Genomic DNA, 19230 nt, shown 5'->3' on the forward strand with positions numbered 1-19230 from the left:
GCCTCGATGCGGTCGTGGCGGAATGGTAGACGCGCAAGCTTGAGGTGCTTGTGGGGGAAACCTCGTGGAAGTTCGAGTCTTCTCGACCGCACCAAGCTCTCTTCTCCAGAATTAGCGATCTTCAAAAATCACATGGCGGGGCGAGTTGCCAGCCCTGCCGGCTTGCGCCATGAACCCTGCAGATCATTGATTTCGGGGGAGGGTTCGAGACATGGATGAGACCTTACGCAAAGCGGCTCTGGATTATCACCGCTACCCCCGTCCCGGTAAGCTCGCCATCACCGCCACCAAGCGCATGGAAACCTCGCGCGATCTGGCCCTGGCCTATTCGCCCGGCGTCGCCGCCCCCTGCGAGCTGATCAAGGAAGACCCGGACAGCTCCTTTGACCTCACCTCGCGCGGCAATCTCGTCGCCGTCATCACCAACGGCACCGCGGTGCTGGGGCTGGGCAATATCGGCGCGCTCGCCGGCAAGCCGGTAATGGAGGGCAAAGCCGTCCTGTTCAAGAAATTCGCCGGCATCGACAGCTTCGATATCGAGATCGACGAGCAGGACCCGGAGAAATTCATCGAGACGGTGGCGCGGCTGGAGCCCAGCTTCGGCGGCATCAATCTGGAGGACATCAAGGCCCCGGAATGTTTCAGGATCGAGCAGGTCCTGCGCGAGAAGATGAACATCCCGGTGTTTCATGACGACCAGCATGGCACCGCCATCATCGTCGGCGCCGCGGTGCTCAACACCATGACGGTGCTGAACAAGAAGATCGAGGAGGTGAAGATCGTCACCTCCGGCGCCGGCGCCGCCGCACTCTCCTGCGTGAACATCCTCAAGGCGCTGGGCGCCAGCCCCGAGAACATCACCATGACCGACAGGGAGGGCGTGGTGTATAAAGGCCGCCCCAATCTGGACCCGACGCTGGAAGATGTCGCCCGGGAGACCAACGCCCGCAGCCTGCCGGATGTGCTGCCGGGGGCTGATATCTTCCTCGGCCTCTCCGCCCCGCGCGTGCTGAAGGAGGAATGGCTGCATCTGCTGGGCGAGCGCCCGCTGATCCTGGCGCTGGCCAACCCGGAGCCGGAGATCATGCCCGAGATCGTCCAGCGCGTCCGCCCGGATGCGATCATGGCGACCGGCCGCTCGGACTTCCCCAACCAGGTCAATAACGTCATCTGCTTCCCCTTCATCTTCCGCGGCGCGCTGGATGTGCGCGCCACCGCGATCACCGAGGGGATGAAGCTGGCCGCCGTGCGCGCCATCGCCGAGCTGACGCATGTCGAGGCCTCGGACGTGGTCGCCGCCGCCTATGGCGGCAAGGCGCCGGTGTTCGGCCCGGATTACATCATTCCCAAGCCCTTCGATCCCCGGCTGATCCTGCATGTCGCCCCGGCCGTCGCCCAGGCGGCGATGGATGAGGGCGTGGCGCGCAAGCCGATCGCGGATTTCGAGGCTTATATGCATGAGCTGGAGCGCTTCGTATTCCGCTCCGGCCAGTTGCTGCGCCCGGTGATCGAGGTGGCGCGCAAGGCGAAGCCGCGCATCGTCTATGCCGAGGGCGAGGATGAGCGCACGCTGCGCGCCGTGCAGAGCGTGGTGGATGACGGGCTGGCCAAGCCGATCCTGATCGGCAAGACCGAGGCGGTGACCGCGCGTATCCAGTCGCTCGGCCTGCGCCTGCGCCCTGGTCAGGACGTGCAGATCGTCGATCTGGAGCAGGATACGGCGCTTTTCGAGCAGCTGCTGGCGGCCTATTCCAAGCGCGTCGGCCGGCGCGGCACCCCGCCCGATGCCGCCGCCCGGCATGTGCGCAAGCGCCCGACAGTGACGGCGGCGATGCTGCTGGAGCAGGGGGCGGCGGATGCCGCCATCTGCGGCGGCACCGGCGATTGGTGGCGGCAATTCCAGTATGCGCTGCCGATCGTGCCGCGCAGCACCGGCTCGGGCCGCGTCTTCGCGCTGACCGCCCTGATCCTGCAGGCCGGTCCGCTATTCTTCTGCGATACCCATGTGAATGTGGACCCGAGCGCCGAAGAGGTGGCGGAAATGACGCTGATGGCCGCCGAGACGGTGCGGCATTTCGGCCTGCCGCCAAAGGTGGCGCTGCTCTCCCACTCCAATTTCGGCGCCTCCAACTCGCCTTCGGCGAAGAAGATGCGCAAGGCGCTGGGGCTGATCCGCGCGCGCGACCCGGAGCTGGAGGTGGATGGCGAAATGCACGCCGATGCCGCCCTGGCCGAGCAGATCCGCCACCAGGCGCTGCCCGATTCGACCCTGACCGGCACCGCCAACCTGCTGATCTTCCCGAATATCGATGCCGCCAATATCGCCTATAATCTGGTCAAGGCGACCGGCGAGGCGGTGACGGTGGGGCCGATGCTGCTGGGGCTGGAGAAGCCGCTGCATATCGCCGTGCCCAGCACCACAGCGCGCGGCATCACCAACCTCTCCGCCGTGGCGGCGATGCAGGCGGCGCTGGCGGCAAAGTAAAAGCCAAAAGTTTTGGACGAACCCGGCAAAGCCACCACCGCCGCAAGGCGGCGGTGGAAGCCCGCCGAAGGGCCGCTTTTTTACAAAAAACCGCCGAACGCTGATGCGCTAGCAAGATCGATGCCATTGCCCTACGAGTCGGGCAGTGTTTTGGAAGAGGCTGCCCCTACAGCGTATCTCTTGCCACGCCATTCGGCGAGCGCCGCGCGCGGTACGGCTGAAGGGCCGGCTCAGGCCAGCAGATTGATCCCGCCACTGGGGCTGGCGCTGGCGCTGCCCGGTTCCGGCGGGCGGGTGCGCGGGGTGGTGGCGATGGAGACGATATCGCCCTTCTTGTCCCGCACGGTGGTCACGGTGGAGCCGTCCGGCAGGGTGGTGACGTTGGTGGTGTCGCCTGAAGTGCTGGAATTGAAGACGCTGGCCAGCGCATTGCTGGTGCTGCCCAGCCCGACGCTGCCGATACTCATGCTGGCACTCATGCTGCTCTCCTGGTCATGTTGGCCGCCTGTTTTGGCAGGGGGGTGGAGGTTCAGAGTCTCATCATGGGCGCAGTGAAGCAGGAAAAAGTTAAGAACTGATTTACGGGTCCGTCGAGGCCGCAACCACGCCGAGAATCGCCCGTGCCGCCGCCGCCGATGGCGTGCCCTCCGGGGCGCGCAAGCTGGCCAGGGCGGCGGTGAAGCCGGCGCGCTGGGCCGCGGCTTCCGCCGCATCGGTCAGCAGGCCGCGCACGGTCTGCGCCAGCCGCGCCGGCGCGCAATCCTCCTGCAGCAATTCCGGCACCAGGGCGCGCCCCGCCAGCAGATTGATCATCGCCACATGCGGCACCTTGATCAGCCGGCGGGCCATCATTGCCGAGAGCGGGTTGACCCGGTAGGTGACCGCCATCGGCACCCCCGCCATCGCCAGCTCCAGCGTCGAGGTGCCGGATTTGGTCAGCGCGGCGCGGGCGGCGGCGAAGGCATCGTAGCGCTCCGATACGCTGCGCACGATGATCGGCCGCACCGGCCAGTCCGCCATATGCGCCGCCACCGCCTCGGCGATGCCCGCGGCCGCCGCCACCACCGGCACCAGCCCCGGCACATCCGGCTGCAACAGCGCCAGCGTGTCCCGGAACACCGGCAGCAGGCGCTTGGTTTCGGTGGCGCGCGAGCCCGGCATCAGCACCAGCGGCACAGCGTCCGGCGCGAGCTTGTGGGTGGCGTGAAAGCGCGCCGCATCGCCGGCATCGGCGCCGGATTCCAGCACCGGATGGCCGGTGAAAACCGGATGCAGCCCGTGCGGGGCGAAGAAATCCGGCTCGAAGGGCAGCAGGCAGAGCAGCTCCTCCCACAGGCCGGGGAAATGCTTCACCCGCTCCTGCCGCCAGGCCCAGACCTGCGGCGCGACATAATGCACCCGCTTCGGCCCGCCCGGGCCGATGGCTTTCAGTACCCGCAAGGTGAAGCCAGGGCTGTCGATGGTCAGCAAAATATCGGGCTTCTGAGCGCGGATGGCTTCGATGGTCTGTTTCAGGCGCTGTTTCAGATGCAGAACCTTGGGCAAAATCTCCGCCAGCCCCATCAGCGCCAGCTCCTGCATCGGGAACAGCGAGGTCAGCCCGGCCTCCGCCATGCGCGCCCCGCCAATGCCGGAGAATTGGATCTCCGGCTCCAGGTTTCGTAGCGCTAGCATCAGGCGCATGCCGAGCACGTCGCCGCTGGCCTCGCCGGCGATGATGAAGATGCGGGTCATCGCAGCGCTACGATTTCAGCGGGGGCGACCGGCGCCCAGTCGCGGTGATTGAGCACCGCCCCTTGCGCGCGCACCGCGTCGATGGCGGCGAAATCGACTTGGGCGAAAACCAGAGCCAGCTCGTTCAGCGCCCCGGCGGTGGCGACGCCGTCATCCGGAAAGCCGGTATCGCAGGGGGTGAAAAGGGCGGCATGGCCGATATTCACATCGATGGAGCCGGACCAGGCGGCGTTGCCGATCAACGGCACCACGGCGGTATAGCATTGATTTTCCACCGCCCGGGCGCGGGCGGAGAGGCGCACCCGGTTGAAGCCGGCGGGGGAGGCGGTGCAGCAGGGAATCAGGATCAGCTTCGCCCCCGCCGCCACCTGGGCGCGCACATGCAGCGGAAACTCGCTGTCATAGCAGATCGACACGCCGATCAGCCCGAAGATGGTGTCGAACACCACAGGCGCGGCCCCGCCGGCAACCCCCCATTCCTCAGCCTCAAAGCGGGTCATCGCCTGCTTGTCCTGGAAGCCCATGGCGCCGGAGGGGGCGATGAAGGGGGCGCGGTTGCGGATTTTCCCGTCCGCATCGCGCATCGGCAGCGAGCCGCCGAGGATGTGCAGCTTGTGGCGCATCGCCATCTCGCGCAGCCCGCTCAGGATCGGCTCGGCCTGGTCCACCACATGCAGCAGCTCGGCCGCGATGTCCGGGGTTTTGATCTGCGCCCCGGCGCAGACCATGGCGGCATATTCCGGCAGCACCAGCATGTCCGCCCCGGCCAGGGCAGCCTCGGCGGCCAGGCGCTCCAGCCGCATCAGAAAGGCCTTGAAGCTGGCGGGGGCGGAAACCCCGAACGGGGCGAGGGCGAGCTTCATAGGCGCTTGGTCCAGAAGGTTAGGTTTTTGGTGCTGGCGGCGGCTTCGTCCACATCCCGCCAGCTCATCTGGCAGACCAGATCCTCGCGCCTTGTGAAGCCGCGCTTGGTCCAGAATCCATCCAGCGGCTGGTAGCCATCCGGGCGCAGCCAATGGCTGGCGGGGCGCTGCACGGCGCAGAACGCCGCCAGGGTGGCGCCATAGGCGCGGGCCTGGCGCTCGCGCGCGACGAAAAACCCAACCCCCAGCCCGCGGCCGCGATAGGCTTTCTCCAGCACGCTCTCGCCGAAATAGAAAATATCGGAAATATCGATGCCGGCTTCCAGAAACGGGGTTTTCACCGCCTGGGTCTCGGCGGAAAGCGGCAGGCAGGTGGCGGCGCCGACGATTCGCTCGCCGATTCGGGCCAGCACGATGGCAGCACCCTTCACCCGCACATAGGTCTGCAGATAGTCGCGCTCATGCGCCTCGTCGCCGTCATAGAGATAGGGAAATTCCCGGAAAACCTCGATGCGCAGCCGGGCGAGGTCGGGCAGCGCCGCCTGCGCGTCCTCGCCGGTGACGGTCTCCAGTTCAAGCTTGGCGCGCGGGGTGGGGGGCGGCAGGGTCATACGCCGCGCAGAATGTCCGCAGCGGGCAGGCCTGCCAAGCGCCCGGCCCTGGAACTGACAAAAGTTTTTGGGGGTTGAAGGGGCGTTTTTTCAAAAACGCCCCTTCGTGACAAAAGGCCGGATCGCCCCAGAGGGGCGTCCGGCCTTTTGTCTTGATGCCGCTTTTTTGAAAAAAAGCGGCGCAAAAAACTTTTGTGATTTTTTAAAAATCTTTTTCAAGCAATTCCTTAATGCGCCGCCACCAGCGGCTGCACGCTGGCGATGAAATCCTTCAGCGCCGCCTGCTTCTGCGCCAGGCTCAGCCCGTGCTCGCGCGCCAGCGCCGGGCAATAGGCGGCGACCAGCGTGTTGGTGAGGTCGGCCGGGCTGATGCTGCTATTGGCGCCGCGCACCGCGCCGATGAGGGCATTGGTGCGGTTGGGCAAGGTGGCCGGGGTGACGCCCTGATAGATGTTCAGCCAGCCATTGCCGGGATCGGTGACCGAGCTCGGGGTGATCACCGGGCAGCCGAGATTATCGGCCTGCAGGCTGCCAGCCCCTTGCAGACGGGTTTTCGCCCGCAGCGCCTTCACATCCTCGGCGGTGGCATTGGCGGTGCCCTTATTGCCCCAGGCGGTGCGGATATAGTTGGTGATGTCGGCGATCTGCTGGTCGTTCAGCCGGGCGCCGAAGACCGGCATCTTCATCGCCGGCGCGCCCCAGCTGCCCAGCCCGCCCAGCATGGCGCCGATGGCGTTGTCCGGCAGTTCGGCGGTGACGCTGTCATTGCCGGCGAGGTTGGGGACGAGTTTCGGCGGCAGACCGCCGCCGGTCTGGCCGTGGCAGCCGGCGCAGCTCATTTTATAGAGCGCCTGGCCGCGGGCGATCGAGGCATCCGCATCGGCGATGGCGGGGGTGGGCGGGGTGTTCTGCGGCTTGGTGGCGGTTTGCAGGAAATCCGCGATGTCCGCGATATCGGAGACCGGCAGCAGGCTGGTGGAATGGTCGGTCATGTCGCCCATCGGCCCGTAGGGCGAGCCTTTCACCAGATTGCCGTCATCATGCAGATAGGTGATCAGATCATCCTTCGCCCAGCCGCCGACGCCGTAGGTTTTGTCGGACGAGATGTTGGGGGCATAGAGATTGTCGATCTTCGCCCCGGCGAACTGCTTGTCGTCCATCGTCGCCTGCAACATGTTGCGCGGCGTATGGCATTCCTGGCAGTGGCCCAGCGCGATGGTGAGATAGGCGCCGTTCTTCATATGCTCGTCCCAGGACGGGTTCATCTTCATCGGGCCGGTCTTGAAGAACAGCAGCCGCCAGCCCAGCAGCACCGGACGCTGGTTGAAGGGAAAGCTCATGGTGCTGGGGGCGCGCGGCGCGTCCACCGGCGGCAGGCTCATCAGATAGGCCTTGATCGCCATCACATCCGGGTAGGAGAGCTTGGTGTAGGAGGTATAGGGCATCGCCGGATACAGGAATTTCGGGAAAATCCCGTAGCTGTGGCCGGGCGAGACGCCATCATGCAGGGCGGCGTAGAATTGCGCATCCGTCCAGTTGCCGATGCCGGTGGTTTTGTCAGGCGTGATGTTCGGGGTGGAGAGGCCGCCAAACGGGGTGTGCATGATCAGCCCGCCGGAGAAGGGCGCCTGGCCGGGGCCGGTATGGCAGGGCATGCAATCCGCCGCATCGACCAGATATTTGCCGCGCGCCAGCAGGGCCGCGTGGTCCGTGGGGGCGGAGAGGGAGGCAGCGGGGTAATCCTTGGTGTCCGCGGCGGTGGCCACCCGGCTGACCGCGAGGCCGCCAATGATGAGGGCAAGGGCGGCGGCGGCGAGGAAGGGGCGCAGAAAATTAGGCCGGGGCGTTTGCGCAGACATGGATCGGTTCCCTAGTTTTTATCCCGGAGTGTCACGCTGTTCGCGTCACGCTCCGCGTTTCATGGCTCTAGGGTCCATTTCGCCGATTTAACGGCTGCAGATCAAGCCTTGCCGTAAAGTGTGTCAGGATGGATGTGCGGCGCAGCAATTTCGACCAGCTCGTCCTCGCGCACCGCCCGGTAGAAGCAGCTGCGCCGGCCGGTGTGGCAGGCCACGCCTGTCTGGTCGACCAGCAGCAACAGCGCGTCGCCATCGCAATCGATCCGCAGCTCGATCAGCTTCTGGGTCTGGCCAGAGCTTTCGCCCTTGCGCCAGAGTTTGGCGCGCGAGCGCGAATAATAGCAGACCTGGCCGGTGCGCAGCGTTTCTTCCACGGCCTCGCGGTTCATCCAGGCCATCATCAGGATCTCGCCGCTATCATGCTGCTGGGCGATGGCGGCGACGAGCCCGTTGGCATCGAAGGAGAGGGCGGCGAGCAGGTCTGTATGCGCGTTCATGCCCGCAGAGAAGGTGCAAAGACGCTGCAAAGTCAACGCGTCCGGGTTGGCGAGGGGCGCAGGGCTGCCCATGTGGCGGGGAGCTTGAAGGAGAGATGCGATGGCGAAGACGGCTTTGGTGGTGGGCGCGAGTGGGATTGTCGGCAGCGCGGCCTGCTCGCATTTATCGGCGCAGGGCTGGGAGGTGCTGGGGCTGGCGCGCCGCCCGCAGCACCAGCCGGGAATAATGCCGGTGGCGGCCGACCTGCTGGATGCGCAGGCCACGAAAGCCGCGCTGGCCGGGCTGGCGCCGGAGATCGTCTTCATCTGCACCTGGCTGCGCCAGGACAGCGAGGCGGAGAATATCCGGGTGAATGCGGCGATGGTGCGCAATCTGCTCAACGCGCTGGGCGGGGCGACGCGGCATGTGGCGCTGGTAACCGGCTTGAAGCATTATCTCGGGCCCTTCGAGGCCTATGGCAAAGGCAGCCTGCCGCAAACCCCTTTCCGCGAGGACCAGCCCCGGCTGGATGTGGAGAATTTCTACTACGCCCAGGAGGATGAATTATTCGCCGCCGCGGCGCGGGACGGCTTCAGCTGGAGCGTGCACCGCCCGCATACGATCATCGGCAAGGCGGTGGGCAATGCGATGAATATGGGCACCACGCTGGCGGTCTATGCCTCGCTCTGCCGGGCGCTGGAGCGGCCGTTCTATTTCCCCGGTTCGGCCATGCAATGGAACGGGCTGACGGATATGACCGATGCCAGGCTGCTCGCCGCGCATCTGCTCTGGGCCGCACAGACGCCGGAGGCCGCCAACCAGGCCTTCAATGTGGTGAATGGCGATGTGTTCCGCTGGTCCTGGATGTGGGGCCGGATCGCGGATTGGTTCGGGCTGCAGCCCGCCCCCTTTACCGGCGAGCATCGGCCGCTGGAGGTGCAGATGGCGCAGGACGAAGGCAGCTGGGCCGATATCGCCGCGCGGGCCAGGCTGGTGGAGCCGGATCTGAGCCGTCTCGCCTCGCCCTGGCATACCGATGCGGATCTGGGCCGGCCGATCGAGGTGGTGACGGATATGTCGAAGAGCCGCCGGCTGGGGTTTTCGCTCTATCAGCCGACGGATGAGGCGTTTTTTGAGCTGTTTACCGGGTTGCAGGCGGAGCGGTTGATTCCGTAAAGGCAAAGAAAGAAGCGGGGACTTTTTGAAAAAAGTCCCCGCTCCCCCCAAAAACTTTTGGTTTTTTAAATTCTCAGCGCGCCAGCATGCCGTTTTTCAGGCAGGTTTCGTCGAAGCGGCAGAGGATCTGGCCGTCGATGGCGTGGGATTTGGCGTTCTTGTAATCGATGCGGGTGATCAGATCCGCGATGATGGCGAGGCGCGCGGCTTTCTTGTCATCGGCGCGGACCACGATCCAGGGGGCGGCGGCGCTGTCGGTGGCCAGCAGCATGGCGTCGCGGGCCTTGGTGTAATCGTCGAAATGCGCCAGGGCCTTTTCATCGATCGGGCTGATCTTCCATTGCTTCAGCGGATCGTCGCGGCGGGCCTCGATGCGGGCCTTCTGCTCCTTGGCGTCGATATCGAGATAATATTTGACGATGGTGACGCCGGCTTCCGCCAGCATGGCCTCGAACACCGGCACGGTGCGCATGAATTCATGGTATTCATGCTCGGTGCAGAACCCCATCACCCGCTCCACCCCGGCGCGGTTATACCAGGAGCGGTTGAACAGCACGATCTGCCCGGCGGCGGGGAGATGCGCGACATAGCGCTGGAAATACCATTGCGTGGTTTCGGTATCGGAGGGTTTGGGCAGGGCGACGATGCGGATGTCGCGCGGGGAGAGATGCTCGGTGATGCGCTTGATGGTGCCATCCTTGCCGGCGGTGTCGCGCCCTTCCAGGATGATCAGCAATTTCTGGCCGCGTTCGATGACGTGGCGTTGCAGCTTCACCAGCTCGATCTGCAGATGGCGGAGGGTTTTTTCATAGCTTTGTTTTTGGGCCATGGCCCAGCATAGCCCGAGACCCAGTAGAGCAAAAGTTTTTGAGGGGCGTAGGCGGCCAAGGTTCCGCCGCCACGCAGCGGCGGTGGAAAGCCGCCGGAGGGATGGGGACTTTTTTCAAAAAGTCCCCACATCTTACTTTCAGAACGTCACGATGCCGCGCAGCCCCACCACCAGCTCATTGCCGAGCCTCTTGGCGGGGTTGTTCGCATTGTCGATGCCGCCGGCCGGGTTGATCACGTACTGAATGTCCGGCTGCAGCACGAGCCAGGGTGTGGCCTGGGCCTGGTAGGTGGCCTCGATCAGCGTCTCGGTGCCGGGGCGGCGGCTGGCGCCGGCGGCGATATCCGCATCGGCGGCGCGCGAGGAAACATGCGCCACGCCGAAATCAATGCCGGCCTGGTCATTGTCGCGGCCGGGCAGCGGGGCGGTGAGGGTGAGGCCGCCATTGAAGCCGAAATCGACCAGGTTGCGGTCGGACGGCGCGCCCATGATGCGGCCGAAGACGTTCAAAGTTTGCGCGCTGCGCTGGGGCGACTGCCAGATTGTCTGATCGACCACGCCATAGAGGCTGTAATTGCCGCGATGGTTATAGCCGTAGAGCGGGTCGGCGAAATTGGCGGAATCGTACCAGCCGCCGAGTTTATATGTGCCGGGCAGGCCGAGCAGCTTGGTGCTGTATTGCAGCTCGGCGATCCAGAGCGCGCCGTTTTTCAGCGAGAACCGGCCGCCACGCGGATCCAGCGCCTGCTGGTCGGCGGTAAAGGCGCCAGCACCGGGATCGTCATCATAGACGCCGGCCAGGATGGCGACATGCTCGCTCGGCTTGAACTGGCCGCGCACGCCCAGCGAGGAGAGCGGATAGGCCGGGCCACCGCCATAGAGATCGGCGGAGGGGACCACCGGCCAGCCAGCCATGGTGTTGACGAACAGCGCCGTATAGGTGCTGCCGATGAATTCATTATCGATGCTCTGCTGGCCGATTTTGACGTCGAATTTCGGGCCGATCTGCTGATCGTACCAGAGTTCCCAGAGGCGGGACGCGTTTTCGCCCTCATTGCCATTGGCGGTCTGGATGTCGCCTAGATAATATTGGCTCAGCGGGCGGCCATGCAGCTGCAGGGCGGAGACATGGAAGCTGCCGCCGGCCAGGCCGAAGGCCTTGGCGGTGTCGATATCCATGGTCATGGTGGTGACACCCTGCATGGTGGCGCCGGTTTTCAGCCCGCCGGTGGTGTTGCCCAGCAGATTTTCCGAATCGGTGATGTTGACGCTGACGCCATGCGCGGCGAGGGACGGCTTCAGCCCGCCCCAATTGCCGAGCAGCCCGGTGCTGTCCGCCTGCTGCGCCAGTGCTGGCCCGGCCAGCGCGGTGAGCAGCGCGCCCAGGCTGGCCCCGCGCCATGAAGTGAAAACGTCCATGATGACCCCTCTTTGTTGTCCGGCCGGAAGGCCGCATCGTCCTCGATGACACTCATTTAAATGTAAATGATAATCATTATCAAGCGTCGGATATTTAAGATGATATACTATAACTTTCTATTTATGCGCCGGGACAAGAGGGGCGAGGCGCTGGAACATCACCAAGGCGTCGACATCGCCTGCGCTGGGGTGGTGAAAGGCGCCGGGCAGCCGGCCGATGGTGGCAAAGCCCATCTGCTCCCAGAGCCGTATGGCGCGGTGATTGGTGCTGACCACGAGATTGAACTGCATGGCGCGAAACCCGGCGGCGCGGGCCTGTTCCAGCGAATGGGCGCACATGGCCCGGGCGATGCCGCGCCCGCCGGCCCAGCCCGCGCTGACATAGCCGCAATTGGCGACATGCGCGCCGCCGCCGGCCTGGTTGGCCTTCAGATAATAGGTGCCGGCGATCCGGCCTTCATATTCGGCGACGAAGCAGTGTTTCTCCGGCGCCAGCCAATAGGCCAGGGCCTGCGCGCGCGACCAGTCGCGCGGCAGGGCGTAGGTCTCGCCGGCGGCGAGCATGGGGGCGAGGATGTCCCAGATGGCGGGTGCATCCTCGGGCGCGGCGGGGCGGATGGACAGGCTCATGGCGGTGTCTTCACCTGAAATCCCCAGCTTGCCAAGACGATGCAGGCGGCTGGACGCCGGCACGGCGCTTGCGCATAAATCCTGGCGCAGACGGAGCGCCACAGTGACTAAAATCGTGTCCTTCACGCGGATATTGAATGAGGACGATATCGTCGAGGCGTTCGTGCGCCACCATGCCGCGCATGTGGATGAGATGCTGTTTCTTGATAATGGCAGCACGGATCGCACGCTGGAGATCTTGCAGGAACTGCTGAAGGAAGGCTTTCCGCTGCGGGTGTTTCGCAGCCATGCGGTGAGTTTCGATGAAATCGCGGTGAATAGCTGGGGCTATCAGGCGGCGTCGCAGGTGCTGGGCGCGGATTGGGTGCTGTTTCTGGATGCGGATGAGTTCGTGGCCACACCGGCCAGCGCGCCGCTGGTGACGCTGCTGCCCGCCGATGCCCCGGTGCTGTGCCTGGAGCTGGTGAATTACGGCCAGGTCGGCGGCGAGGATGCGGCGGAGCTGGTGGTGCCCTGGCGGCTGCGCTGGCGCATGGCCGCGCCCAGCCATGTCATCAAGGTCATCGCCCGGGCGAAAATTCCCGGCTTGGTGGCGGGGGCGGGGAATCATGGTGTGTTTCTGCAAGGCCAGGAGGTGGCGCCGGTGCCTTTGCCCGAAACCTGGCTGGCGCATTACCCGCGCCGCTCGGCCTGGCAGGCGATGCAGAAATGGGCGGCCGGGCGGATGAAGGCGCTGGCGGCTGGCGGCCAGGATGATTATTTCTCCCAGCATTATATCTCCCCCTATGAGACGCTGCGCGACAAGCCAGGTGAGCTGCTGCATAATCCCGGCTTCTTCGCGCAGGAATTCGACAAATCCCGGGCGGTCGAGGCGCCCCTGGCCTATCTCGGCGGCCCGCTCTCTTACACGACCCCGAGCGATCCCGGCCTGAAAGCGCTTTCCGCCTTCCTGCACATGACCGAGCAGCTGGCCCGCCAGCATGGAAAATTGCTGGATGAGTCGCGCGAGGCCCGTGCCCTGGTGGAGCACTGGAATGCGCGGCGCGAGTTTCTGTTCTGAACAGTAAACCGTTGAAATCCGCGCGCTTCGCGTTATCTGAGCGATACAGGCCCCGGCCATGAGCGATAGCGCATTGCTTTTCGTCACAAATTGGGCTTATGCCGGTTCCCAGCAATCGAAACAGGAGACTTTCCTATAGCCAGACCGCCAGCGCCACCCACCCCTCCCTCACGCGAGGGCCCCCGGGTTAACGAAGAAATCAGAATCCCGCAGGTTCGTCTGATCGACCAGGATGGTGAAATGATCGGCGTGATCAGCACCCGTGACGCCATCGCGCGTGCTTACGCCGTGGGCCTCGACCTGGTCGAGATCAGCCCGAACGCGGAGCCGCCCGTCGCCAAGATCCTCGATTACGGCAAGTTCAAATATGAACAGCAGAAGAAGCGTAATGAGGCGCGCAAGAAGCAGAAGGTCGTCGAGATCAAGGAGGTGAAGGTTCGCCCCAATATCGACGATAATGACTACATGGTGAAGCTGAACGCGATGAAGCGTTTCATCGGCGAAGGCGACAAGGTGAAGGTCACTCTGCGCTTCCGCGGCCGCGAGATGGCCCACCAGGAGCTGGGCGTGAAAGTGCTGGAGCGCATCCGTGGCGACATGGAGGTGGAAACCAAGGTCGAGCAGATGCCGAAGCTGGAAATGCGCCAGATGGTGATGGTGCTGGCGCCGAAATAAAAGCGCCTGCCGTCACTTCATGAAAAAAGCCCGGCTTGTGCCGGGCTTTTTATTTGGGAATTGAGGCGGCGGAGATTATTCCGCCGCCGGTTCGGTGGCTTTGGCGCGCGGCGGGCGGCCACGGCGCTTCGGCGCCGGTTTGGCCTCAGGCTCGGTCAAGGTGAGTTCCGGGGCGTTGGCGGGCGGGGCATCGGCGACGATGGGAATCGCGCGCGGCTCCGGCTGCTCCTGCCTCACCTCGGGCTGCGCGCCGATGCCGGCTGGCTCCTGCTGGGCGGCGCGCAGTTCAGCTTCCAGGGCGGAGCTGATATCGATCGGCGTATCAGCGATCGGCGCGGCCGGGCGATAGGGGCGCTCGGGGCGGTCCTGGCGGTTTTCGTGGCGATTTTCCTGGCGGTTGTCGCGGGGCTGGAAATCCGGACGGTTGCGCGGCTCGAAGCGGCGCTCCTGGCGGTTATCACGATTGTCCCGGTTATCACGATTTTCGCGATTATCCCGGAATTCCCGCGGCTCGCGATTGTCCCGGTTTTCACGGGGCTCGCGCGGCTCATTGCGGTATTCACGCGGGGCCTGGCCTTCGCCCTCGCCCTGATACTCGCTTTGATTGCCGTTCTGATAGCGCGGCTCGCCATTATTCTGCTGCCCGCCCTGGCCCGGGGGCGGCAGGCCCTGGGCGGCGTTGATGGCGCTGACGATACGGAAATAATGCTCGGCGTGCTGGTAATATCCCTCGCTCAACACCCGGTCGGCGGAGGAGGCGGCATCGCGGGCCAGCTGCGTATATTTGTCATAAAGCTGCTGAGCGGTGCCGCGCACCCGCATTTCCGGGCCGGAGCTGTCGAACACATGATTACGGTTGAGCGGAATACCATTCTGCTGGTTGCGAAACCCGCCGCCGCCGCCGCCACCGGAACGGTGGTTGCGTCCACGCATGCGCTTCATATTCATCGGCTCGTGTCTATCCTCGTCTGCTGGCTTGCGCGGTGCGGCATATACATGCAACGCCCTTTTTGGCGCCGGTTTCATGCCCGGCGACTCGTGGACAAAACAGCCCGCGCCGCCCGTGCTTAGCGGTAAAAATTCATTCTGCCAATCGCTTATTTGCAGAATTTGAGGCTGATGGCGCGCTCTATGCCGGAAATATCGCGGCGCAGCACGGTCTCGAAACCGGCCTGGCGTGCCAACTCCTCCACCATATGCGCCTGGCCGATGCCAAGTTCAAGCACCGCCTGCCCATCTTGGGTGAGCAGGCGGGGCAGATCGGCGATGATGGCGCGATAGGCGATGAGGCCATCGGCGCCGCCATCCAGGGCGGTGGCGGGCTCATAGGCGCGCACATCCGGCATCAGCCCGGCCAGATCCCCGGTTTCGATATAAGGCGGGTTGGAGAGCACCAGATCGAAGCGCTGCGAAATCGCATCGGCCCAGCTGCCGGCGAGAAAGGCGCTGCGCGCCGCCAGACCCAGGCGCTGAGCGTTGGCGCGGGCGAGGGTGGCGGCGTTCGGGTTGAGGTCGACCCCGACACCGAAGGCCTCCGGCAGCTCATGCAAGGCGGACAGCAGCAGGCAGCCCGTGCCGGTGCCCAGATCCAGAATGCGCGCCGGGCGCTGGCCGGAGGCGAGCACCGCCTCGATCAGCGTTTCGGTGTCCGGGCGGGGAATGAGGGTGGCGGGGGTGGTGAGGAAATCCAGCCCCCAGAATTCCTTATGGCCGGTGATATAGGCCAGCGGCTCACGCGCGGCGCGGCGGGCGAGGGCGGCCTGATAGGCGGCCGGGTCGACCGCGTCGCGCGCCAGCAGCCCGGCGGAATTGGTGCCCAGGCAGCCGGCGAGCAACGCCCGGGCCTCGCGGCGGGGCGCCTCCAGCCCGGCCTGGCGCAAGGCCTCGGTGATTTCGGCCAGGGCCTGGGCGGTGGGGATCATTCAGTTTTCACTCTTGGGCGGCCAGCCTTGCCGCCTGGTCCTCGGCGATCAGCGCCTCGATGATGTCATCGAACTCGCCCAGCATCACCCGGTCGATTTTATGCAAAGTGAGGTTGATGCGATGGTCGGTGACGCGGCCTTGCGGAAAGTTGTAGGTGCGGATGCGCTCGGAGCGGTCCCCGGTGCCGACCTGGCCCTTGCGGTCGGCCGCACGGGTGGCGCTGAGCGCGGCGCGCTGCTGCTCATAGATGCGCGAGCGCAGGATTTTCATCGCCTTGGCGCGGTTCTTGTGCTGGCTGCGCTCCTCCTGCATCGCCACCACGGTGCCGGTGGGGATGTGGGTGATGCGCACGGCGGATTCGGTTTTATTCACGTGCTGGCCACCGGCACCGGAGGCGCGATAGACATCGATGCGCAGATCTGCCTCGTTGATATCGACATCCACCTCCTCGGCTTCCGGCATCACCGCGACGGTGATGGTGGAGGTGTGGATGCGGCCTTGGGTTTCCGTGGTCGGCACGCGCTGCACGCGGTGCACGCCGGATTCGAATTTCAGCCGGGCGAAGACGGATTTGCCGGTAATTTCGGCCATCGCGCCTTTCACGCCGCCCAGCTCGTTTTCATCATATTCCAGCACCTCGAAGCGCCAGCCCTGGGAGGCCGCGTATTTCTGGTAGGCGGAAAACAGCTCGGCGGCGAACAGCCCGGCCTCGTCGCCGCCGGCGGCGGGGCGGATTTCCAGGATGCCGGAGCGGGCATCGGCCTCATCCTTCGGCAGCAGGGCCAGGCGCACCGCCATTTCCAGCTCGGGGATCTGGGCTTTCAGTGTGTGCAGCTCGGCCTCGGCCAGCTCTTTCATATCCGGGTCGGCGAGCAGGGCCTCTGCCTCGCGCCGCTGCTTTTCGGCCTCGCGCAAGGCGAGCACCTGTTCCTCGACGGGCCCGAGTTCCGCCAGCTCCTTGGAGGCTTTCACGAATTCCTCGCCGGCCAGCGTGCCAGAGAGCATGAAGCGCAGCTCCTCGGCGCGGGCCAGGATGCGGTCGAGCTTGCTGTCCAGCGCGTCGCTCATCCGCGCAGGCGCTCGATCAGGGTGGCGGGGGCGACGTCGTCCTGGCTGCCGTCGGTGAGGTTTTTCAGCTTGATCTCGGCGCCGACCAGCACCGCGTAAGCCGCGCCGGATTTATTGGCGCGCTCCAGGCGCTTTTTGGCATTGCCGGAATAGCCGATCTCGGCGGCGATGTTGGCCGCGCGCAATGTGTTGAGAATGTCCAAGGCCGGGGCTTCGGACTCGCCGCCCATCGGGATGATGATGACCGGTTGCGCGGCGGCTTGCGGGGGCTCGATCAGCATCGAGAGGCGCTCGATGCCCGCGCCCCAGCCGATGCCCGGCACGTTGGGGCCGCCCATCTGCTCGACGAGGCCATCATAACGCCCGCCGGCCATCACCGTGCCTTGCGCGCCCAAAGCGGTGGTGACGAATTCGAAGGCGGTGTGGTTGTAATAATCCAGCCCGCGGACGATGCGCGGATTTTCCGCGAACGGCACGCCGAAGGCGGCGAGGCTGGATTTCAGGCCGTTATAGAAATTTGCAGCCTCTTCGGTGAGATGGTCGTAGATCAGCGGGGCGTTTTCAACCAGCGCCTTGTCGCCTTCATCCTTGGAATCCAGGATGCGCAGCGGGTTTTTCTCCAGGCGCAGCTTGCTGTCTTCAGAGAGCTTGTCCGCATGCGCGGAGAAATGCGCGACCAAAGCGGCGCGGTAGGCCTCCCGGCTGGCGGCATCCCCCAGCGTGTTGATGTTGAGCACAACATCTTTCGCCACACCCAGCTCGTTCAGAATCCGCCAGCCGGCGGCGATGACTTCCGCATCGGCGAGCGGCGAGGCCGCACCCAGCAGCTCGATGCCGATCTGGTGGAATTGCCGGTAGCGGCCCTTCTGCGGGCGCTCATAGCGAAACATCGGCCCGGCATAAAAGACTTTCTGCGGCAATGTCTGGGTGAGGCCGCCGGTGATCAAGGCGCGGCAGATGCCCGCCGTGCCTTCCGGGCGCAATGTTACGGAATCACCACCGCGATCCTCGAACGTATACATTTCCTTGGTGACGACATCCGAGGTTTCGCCCAGCGTGCGGGAAAACACTTTGGTATCCTCGAAGATCGGCGTCTGCCATTCGGAGAAGCCGAACAGCCGGGTGACGCGCCTGGCGGTTTCGATGACATGGAAATGCCGCGCCGCATCCTCGCCGATCAGATCCTTGGTGCCGCGCACCGGCTGCAAAAGAGTCGCCATCTTCATCCATCCATCAAATACAAAACGCCGGGGTGCTGCACCCCGGCGGTCTCAAACTCGCAAGTTTCGCTGCTATTCAGCCGGGATCAGCGCGGCCTTCTTCGCGGCCTCGATCTGCTCGGCCTTCTTTTCCACCAGCTCGACCAGATGCTCGACCATCGCCTCGTCGGAGACGGTATGGTCGGTCTTGCCGTTGGCATAGACCATGTGCCGGCCACCGCCGCCGCCGGTCAGGCCGAGATCGGTCATCAGCGCCTCACCGGGGCCATTGACCACGCAGCCGATGATCGAGAGGGTGATCGGGGTTTCGATATGGGCCAGGCGCTCTTCCAGCGTCTCGACGGTCTTGATGACGTTGAAGCCCTGACGCGCGCAGGAGGGGCAGGAGATGACGCGCACGCCGCGATGGCGAATGCCCAGCGATTTCAGAATGTCCCAGCCCACCAGCACCTCTTCCTCCGGTTCGGCGGAGAGCGAGACGCGCATGGTATCGCCAATGCCGGCCCAGAGCAGCGAGCCCAGACCGATGGAGGATTTCACCGTGCCGGCGCGTTTGCCGCCGGCTTCGGTGATGCCGATATGCAGCGGGTGGTCGCATTGCTCGGCCAGCTGCTGATAGGCGGCGACGGCCATGAACACGTCCGAGGCCTTCACCGAGATCTTGAATTCGTGGAAATCATGATCCTGCAGGATCTTGGCGTGTTCCAGGGCGGATTCGACCAGCGCGTCCGGGTTGGGCTCGCCGTATTTCTCCAGCAGATGCTTCTCCAGCGAGCCGGCATTCACACCGATGCGCATCGAGCAGCCATGGTCGCGGGCGGCCTTGATGACCTCCTTCACCCGCTCCGGCGAGCCGATATTGCCCGGATTGATGCGCAGGCAGGCAGCGCCATTCTGGGCGGCCTCGATGCCGCGCTTATAGTGGAAATGAATGTCGGCGACGATCGGCACATTCACCCGCTTGACGATGTGCTTGAGCGCCGCCGAGCTTTCCTCATCCGGGCAGGAGACGCGGACAATGTCCACGCCGGCCTTCTCGGCGCGCAAAATCTGCGCGACGGTGGCCTCGACATCATGGGTGAGGGTGTTGGTCATGGTCTGCACCGAAATCGGCGCATCGCCGCCCACCTTCACATTGCCGACGCTGATCTGCCGGGATTTGCGGCGGTCGATCTGCTGATATTCGCGGTAGTTCATGAGG

The 19230-nt window shown here is 64.8% G+C and carries 18 protein-coding genes and 1 tRNA gene; 5 read left to right on the forward strand and 14 right to left on the reverse strand.

Features of this window, described 5'->3' with window-relative positions:
* Positions 1-8 precede the first annotated feature (8 nt).
* Both T331_RS0111355 and T331_RS0111360 read left to right on the forward strand, forming a co-directional pair.
* Positions 9-94: transfer RNA gene (locus T331_RS0111355), tRNA-Leu, on the forward strand.
* A 117-nt stretch (positions 95-211) separates the two neighbouring features.
* Entirely contained in the window at positions 212-2485 is a 2274-nt protein-coding gene (locus T331_RS0111360; protein WP_026440093.1) for an NADP-dependent malic enzyme, read from the forward strand.
* Positions 2486-2715: 230 nt separating this feature from the next.
* Here T331_RS0111360 and T331_RS0111365 read toward each other — a convergent pair whose 3' ends face one another.
* The 6 genes from T331_RS0111365 to hisI form a co-directional block, all read right to left on the reverse strand.
* Positions 2716-2964, reverse strand: a complete 249-nt coding sequence (locus T331_RS0111365) for a hypothetical protein (RefSeq protein WP_155992693.1) — start codon at positions 2962-2964, stop codon at positions 2716-2718.
* A gap of 100 nt (positions 2965-3064) precedes the next feature.
* Positions 3065-4219 carry a lipid-A-disaccharide synthase gene (lpxB, locus tag T331_RS0111370; protein WP_026440095.1) on the reverse strand — a complete coding sequence of 385 codons (1155 nt, stop codon included), beginning with the start codon at positions 4217-4219 and terminating at the stop codon, positions 3065-3067.
* Positions 4216-5082 carry a carbon-nitrogen hydrolase family protein gene (locus tag T331_RS0111375; RefSeq protein WP_026440096.1) on the reverse strand — a complete coding sequence of 289 codons (867 nt, stop codon included), beginning with the start codon at positions 5080-5082 and terminating at the stop codon, positions 4216-4218. The genes lpxB and T331_RS0111375 overlap by 4 nt, the downstream gene beginning before the upstream one ends.
* A complete protein-coding gene (locus tag T331_RS0111380; RefSeq protein ID WP_026440097.1) occupies positions 5079-5693 on the reverse strand; it encodes a hypothetical protein in 615 nt (204 codons plus the stop codon). The genes T331_RS0111375 and T331_RS0111380 overlap by 4 nt, the downstream gene beginning before the upstream one ends.
* 227 nt (positions 5694-5920) lie before the next feature.
* Positions 5921-7552, reverse strand: a complete 1632-nt coding sequence (locus tag T331_RS18160; protein WP_051622331.1) for a c-type cytochrome — start codon at positions 7550-7552, stop codon at positions 5921-5923.
* A gap of 101 nt (positions 7553-7653) precedes the next feature.
* Positions 7654-8049, reverse strand: a complete 396-nt coding sequence (hisI, locus tag T331_RS0111390; RefSeq protein ID WP_026440098.1) for a phosphoribosyl-AMP cyclohydrolase — start codon at positions 8047-8049, stop codon at positions 7654-7656.
* A 100-nt stretch (positions 8050-8149) separates the two neighbouring features.
* Here hisI and T331_RS0111395 point away from each other — a divergent pair, with 100 nt between their 5' ends.
* Positions 8150-9205 (forward strand): SDR family oxidoreductase, encoded by a 1056-nt coding sequence (locus T331_RS0111395; RefSeq protein WP_026440099.1) that lies wholly within the window; start codon positions 8150-8152, stop codon positions 9203-9205.
* Positions 9206-9278: 73 nt separating this feature from the next.
* Here the strand turns inward: T331_RS0111395 and ppk2 are convergent, their stop codons facing one another.
* From ppk2 to T331_RS0111410, 3 genes are all read right to left on the reverse strand, one after another.
* Entirely contained in the window at positions 9279-10034 is a 756-nt protein-coding gene (ppk2, locus tag T331_RS0111400; protein ID WP_008492657.1) for a polyphosphate kinase 2, read from the reverse strand.
* A gap of 138 nt (positions 10035-10172) precedes the next feature.
* Complete coding sequence (locus T331_RS18165; protein WP_051622332.1) at positions 10173-11453, reverse strand: carbohydrate porin; 1281 nt, start codon at positions 11451-11453, stop codon at positions 10173-10175.
* 117 nt (positions 11454-11570) lie between these two features.
* Positions 11571-12146: a GNAT family N-acetyltransferase gene (locus T331_RS0111410; RefSeq protein ID WP_244876942.1), complete on the reverse strand. Its 576-nt coding sequence runs from the start codon at positions 12144-12146 to the stop codon at positions 11571-11573.
* Positions 12147-12186: 40 nt separating this feature from the next.
* Here T331_RS0111410 and T331_RS0111415 point away from each other — a divergent pair, with 40 nt between their 5' ends.
* Together T331_RS0111415 and infC are read left to right on the forward strand one after the other, a co-directional pair.
* Positions 12187-13143 (forward strand): glycosyltransferase family 2 protein, encoded by a 957-nt coding sequence (locus T331_RS0111415; RefSeq protein WP_026440101.1) that lies wholly within the window; start codon positions 12187-12189, stop codon positions 13141-13143.
* Between the two features lie 135 nt (positions 13144-13278).
* The gene (gene infC / locus T331_RS0111420; protein ID WP_026440102.1) at positions 13279-13818 is read left to right on the forward strand and encodes a translation initiation factor IF-3; all 540 of its coding nucleotides are present in this window, start codon (positions 13279-13281) and stop codon (positions 13816-13818) included.
* 75 nt (positions 13819-13893) lie between these two features.
* On the opposite strand, the gene T331_RS19950 is transcribed toward infC, so the two are convergent.
* The 5 genes from T331_RS19950 to ispG form a co-directional block, all read right to left on the reverse strand.
* On the reverse strand, positions 13894-14751 hold the full coding sequence (locus T331_RS19950) for a DUF4167 domain-containing protein (protein WP_244876943.1): 858 nt from the start codon (positions 14749-14751) through the stop codon (positions 13894-13896).
* Between the two features lie 164 nt (positions 14752-14915).
* The gene (prmC, locus tag T331_RS0111430; RefSeq protein ID WP_026440103.1) at positions 14916-15740 is read right to left on the reverse strand and encodes a peptide chain release factor N(5)-glutamine methyltransferase; all 825 of its coding nucleotides are present in this window, start codon (positions 15738-15740) and stop codon (positions 14916-14918) included.
* A gap of 7 nt (positions 15741-15747) precedes the next feature.
* Complete coding sequence (prfA, locus tag T331_RS0111435) at positions 15748-16809, reverse strand: peptide chain release factor 1 (protein ID WP_008492665.1); 1062 nt, start codon at positions 16807-16809, stop codon at positions 15748-15750.
* On the reverse strand, positions 16806-18035 hold the full coding sequence (gene hisS, locus T331_RS0111440; RefSeq protein ID WP_026440104.1) for a histidine--tRNA ligase: 1230 nt from the start codon (positions 18033-18035) through the stop codon (positions 16806-16808). Before hisS ends, prfA begins: the two co-directional genes overlap by 4 nt.
* A gap of 66 nt (positions 18036-18101) precedes the next feature.
* Positions 18102-19226, reverse strand: a complete 1125-nt coding sequence (ispG, locus tag T331_RS0111445) for a flavodoxin-dependent (E)-4-hydroxy-3-methylbut-2-enyl-diphosphate synthase (RefSeq protein WP_026440105.1) — start codon at positions 19224-19226, stop codon at positions 18102-18104.
* Positions 19227-19230: the final 4 nt, after the last annotated feature.

This window comes from Acidocella facilis ATCC 35904 (assembly GCF_000687875.1).
Classification (GTDB): Bacteria; Pseudomonadota; Alphaproteobacteria; order Acetobacterales; family Acetobacteraceae; genus Acidocella; species Acidocella facilis.

Coding starts and splice junctions, on each gene's coding strand:
- T331_RS19950 (WP_244876943.1), bottom strand. CDS start 14,751: ATGCGTGGACGCAACCACCGTTCCGGTGGCGGCGGCGGCGGCGGGTTT.
- prmC (WP_026440103.1), bottom strand. CDS start 15,740: ATGATCCCCACCGCCCAGGCCCTGGCCGAAATCACCGAGGCCTTGCGC.
- T331_RS0111375 (WP_026440096.1), bottom strand. CDS start 5,082: ATGAAGCTCGCCCTCGCCCCGTTCGGGGTTTCCGCCCCCGCCAGCTTC.
- hisI (WP_026440098.1), bottom strand. CDS start 8,049: ATGAACGCGCATACAGACCTGCTCGCCGCCCTCTCCTTCGATGCCAAC.
- prfA (WP_008492665.1), bottom strand. CDS start 16,809: ATGAGCGACGCGCTGGACAGCAAGCTCGACCGCATCCTGGCCCGCGCC.
- T331_RS18165 (WP_051622332.1), bottom strand. CDS start 11,453: ATGGACGTTTTCACTTCATGGCGCGGGGCCAGCCTGGGCGCGCTGCTC.
- T331_RS0111360 (WP_026440093.1), top strand. CDS start 212: ATGGATGAGACCTTACGCAAAGCGGCTCTGGATTATCACCGCTACCCC.
- ppk2 (WP_008492657.1), bottom strand. CDS start 10,034: ATGGCCCAAAAACAAAGCTATGAAAAAACCCTCCGCCATCTGCAGATC.
- T331_RS0111395 (WP_026440099.1), top strand. CDS start 8,150: ATGGCGAAGACGGCTTTGGTGGTGGGCGCGAGTGGGATTGTCGGCAGC.
- ispG (WP_026440105.1), bottom strand. CDS start 19,226: ATGAACTACCGCGAATATCAGCAGATCGACCGCCGCAAATCCCGGCAG.
- T331_RS0111365 (WP_155992693.1), bottom strand. CDS start 2,964: ATGAGTGCCAGCATGAGTATCGGCAGCGTCGGGCTGGGCAGCACCAGC.
- hisS (WP_026440104.1), bottom strand. CDS start 18,035: ATGAAGATGGCGACTCTTTTGCAGCCGGTGCGCGGCACCAAGGATCTG.
- T331_RS18160 (WP_051622331.1), bottom strand. CDS start 7,552: ATGTCTGCGCAAACGCCCCGGCCTAATTTTCTGCGCCCCTTCCTCGCC.
- lpxB (WP_026440095.1), bottom strand. CDS start 4,219: ATGACCCGCATCTTCATCATCGCCGGCGAGGCCAGCGGCGACGTGCTC.
- T331_RS0111380 (WP_026440097.1), bottom strand. CDS start 5,693: ATGACCCTGCCGCCCCCCACCCCGCGCGCCAAGCTTGAACTGGAGACC.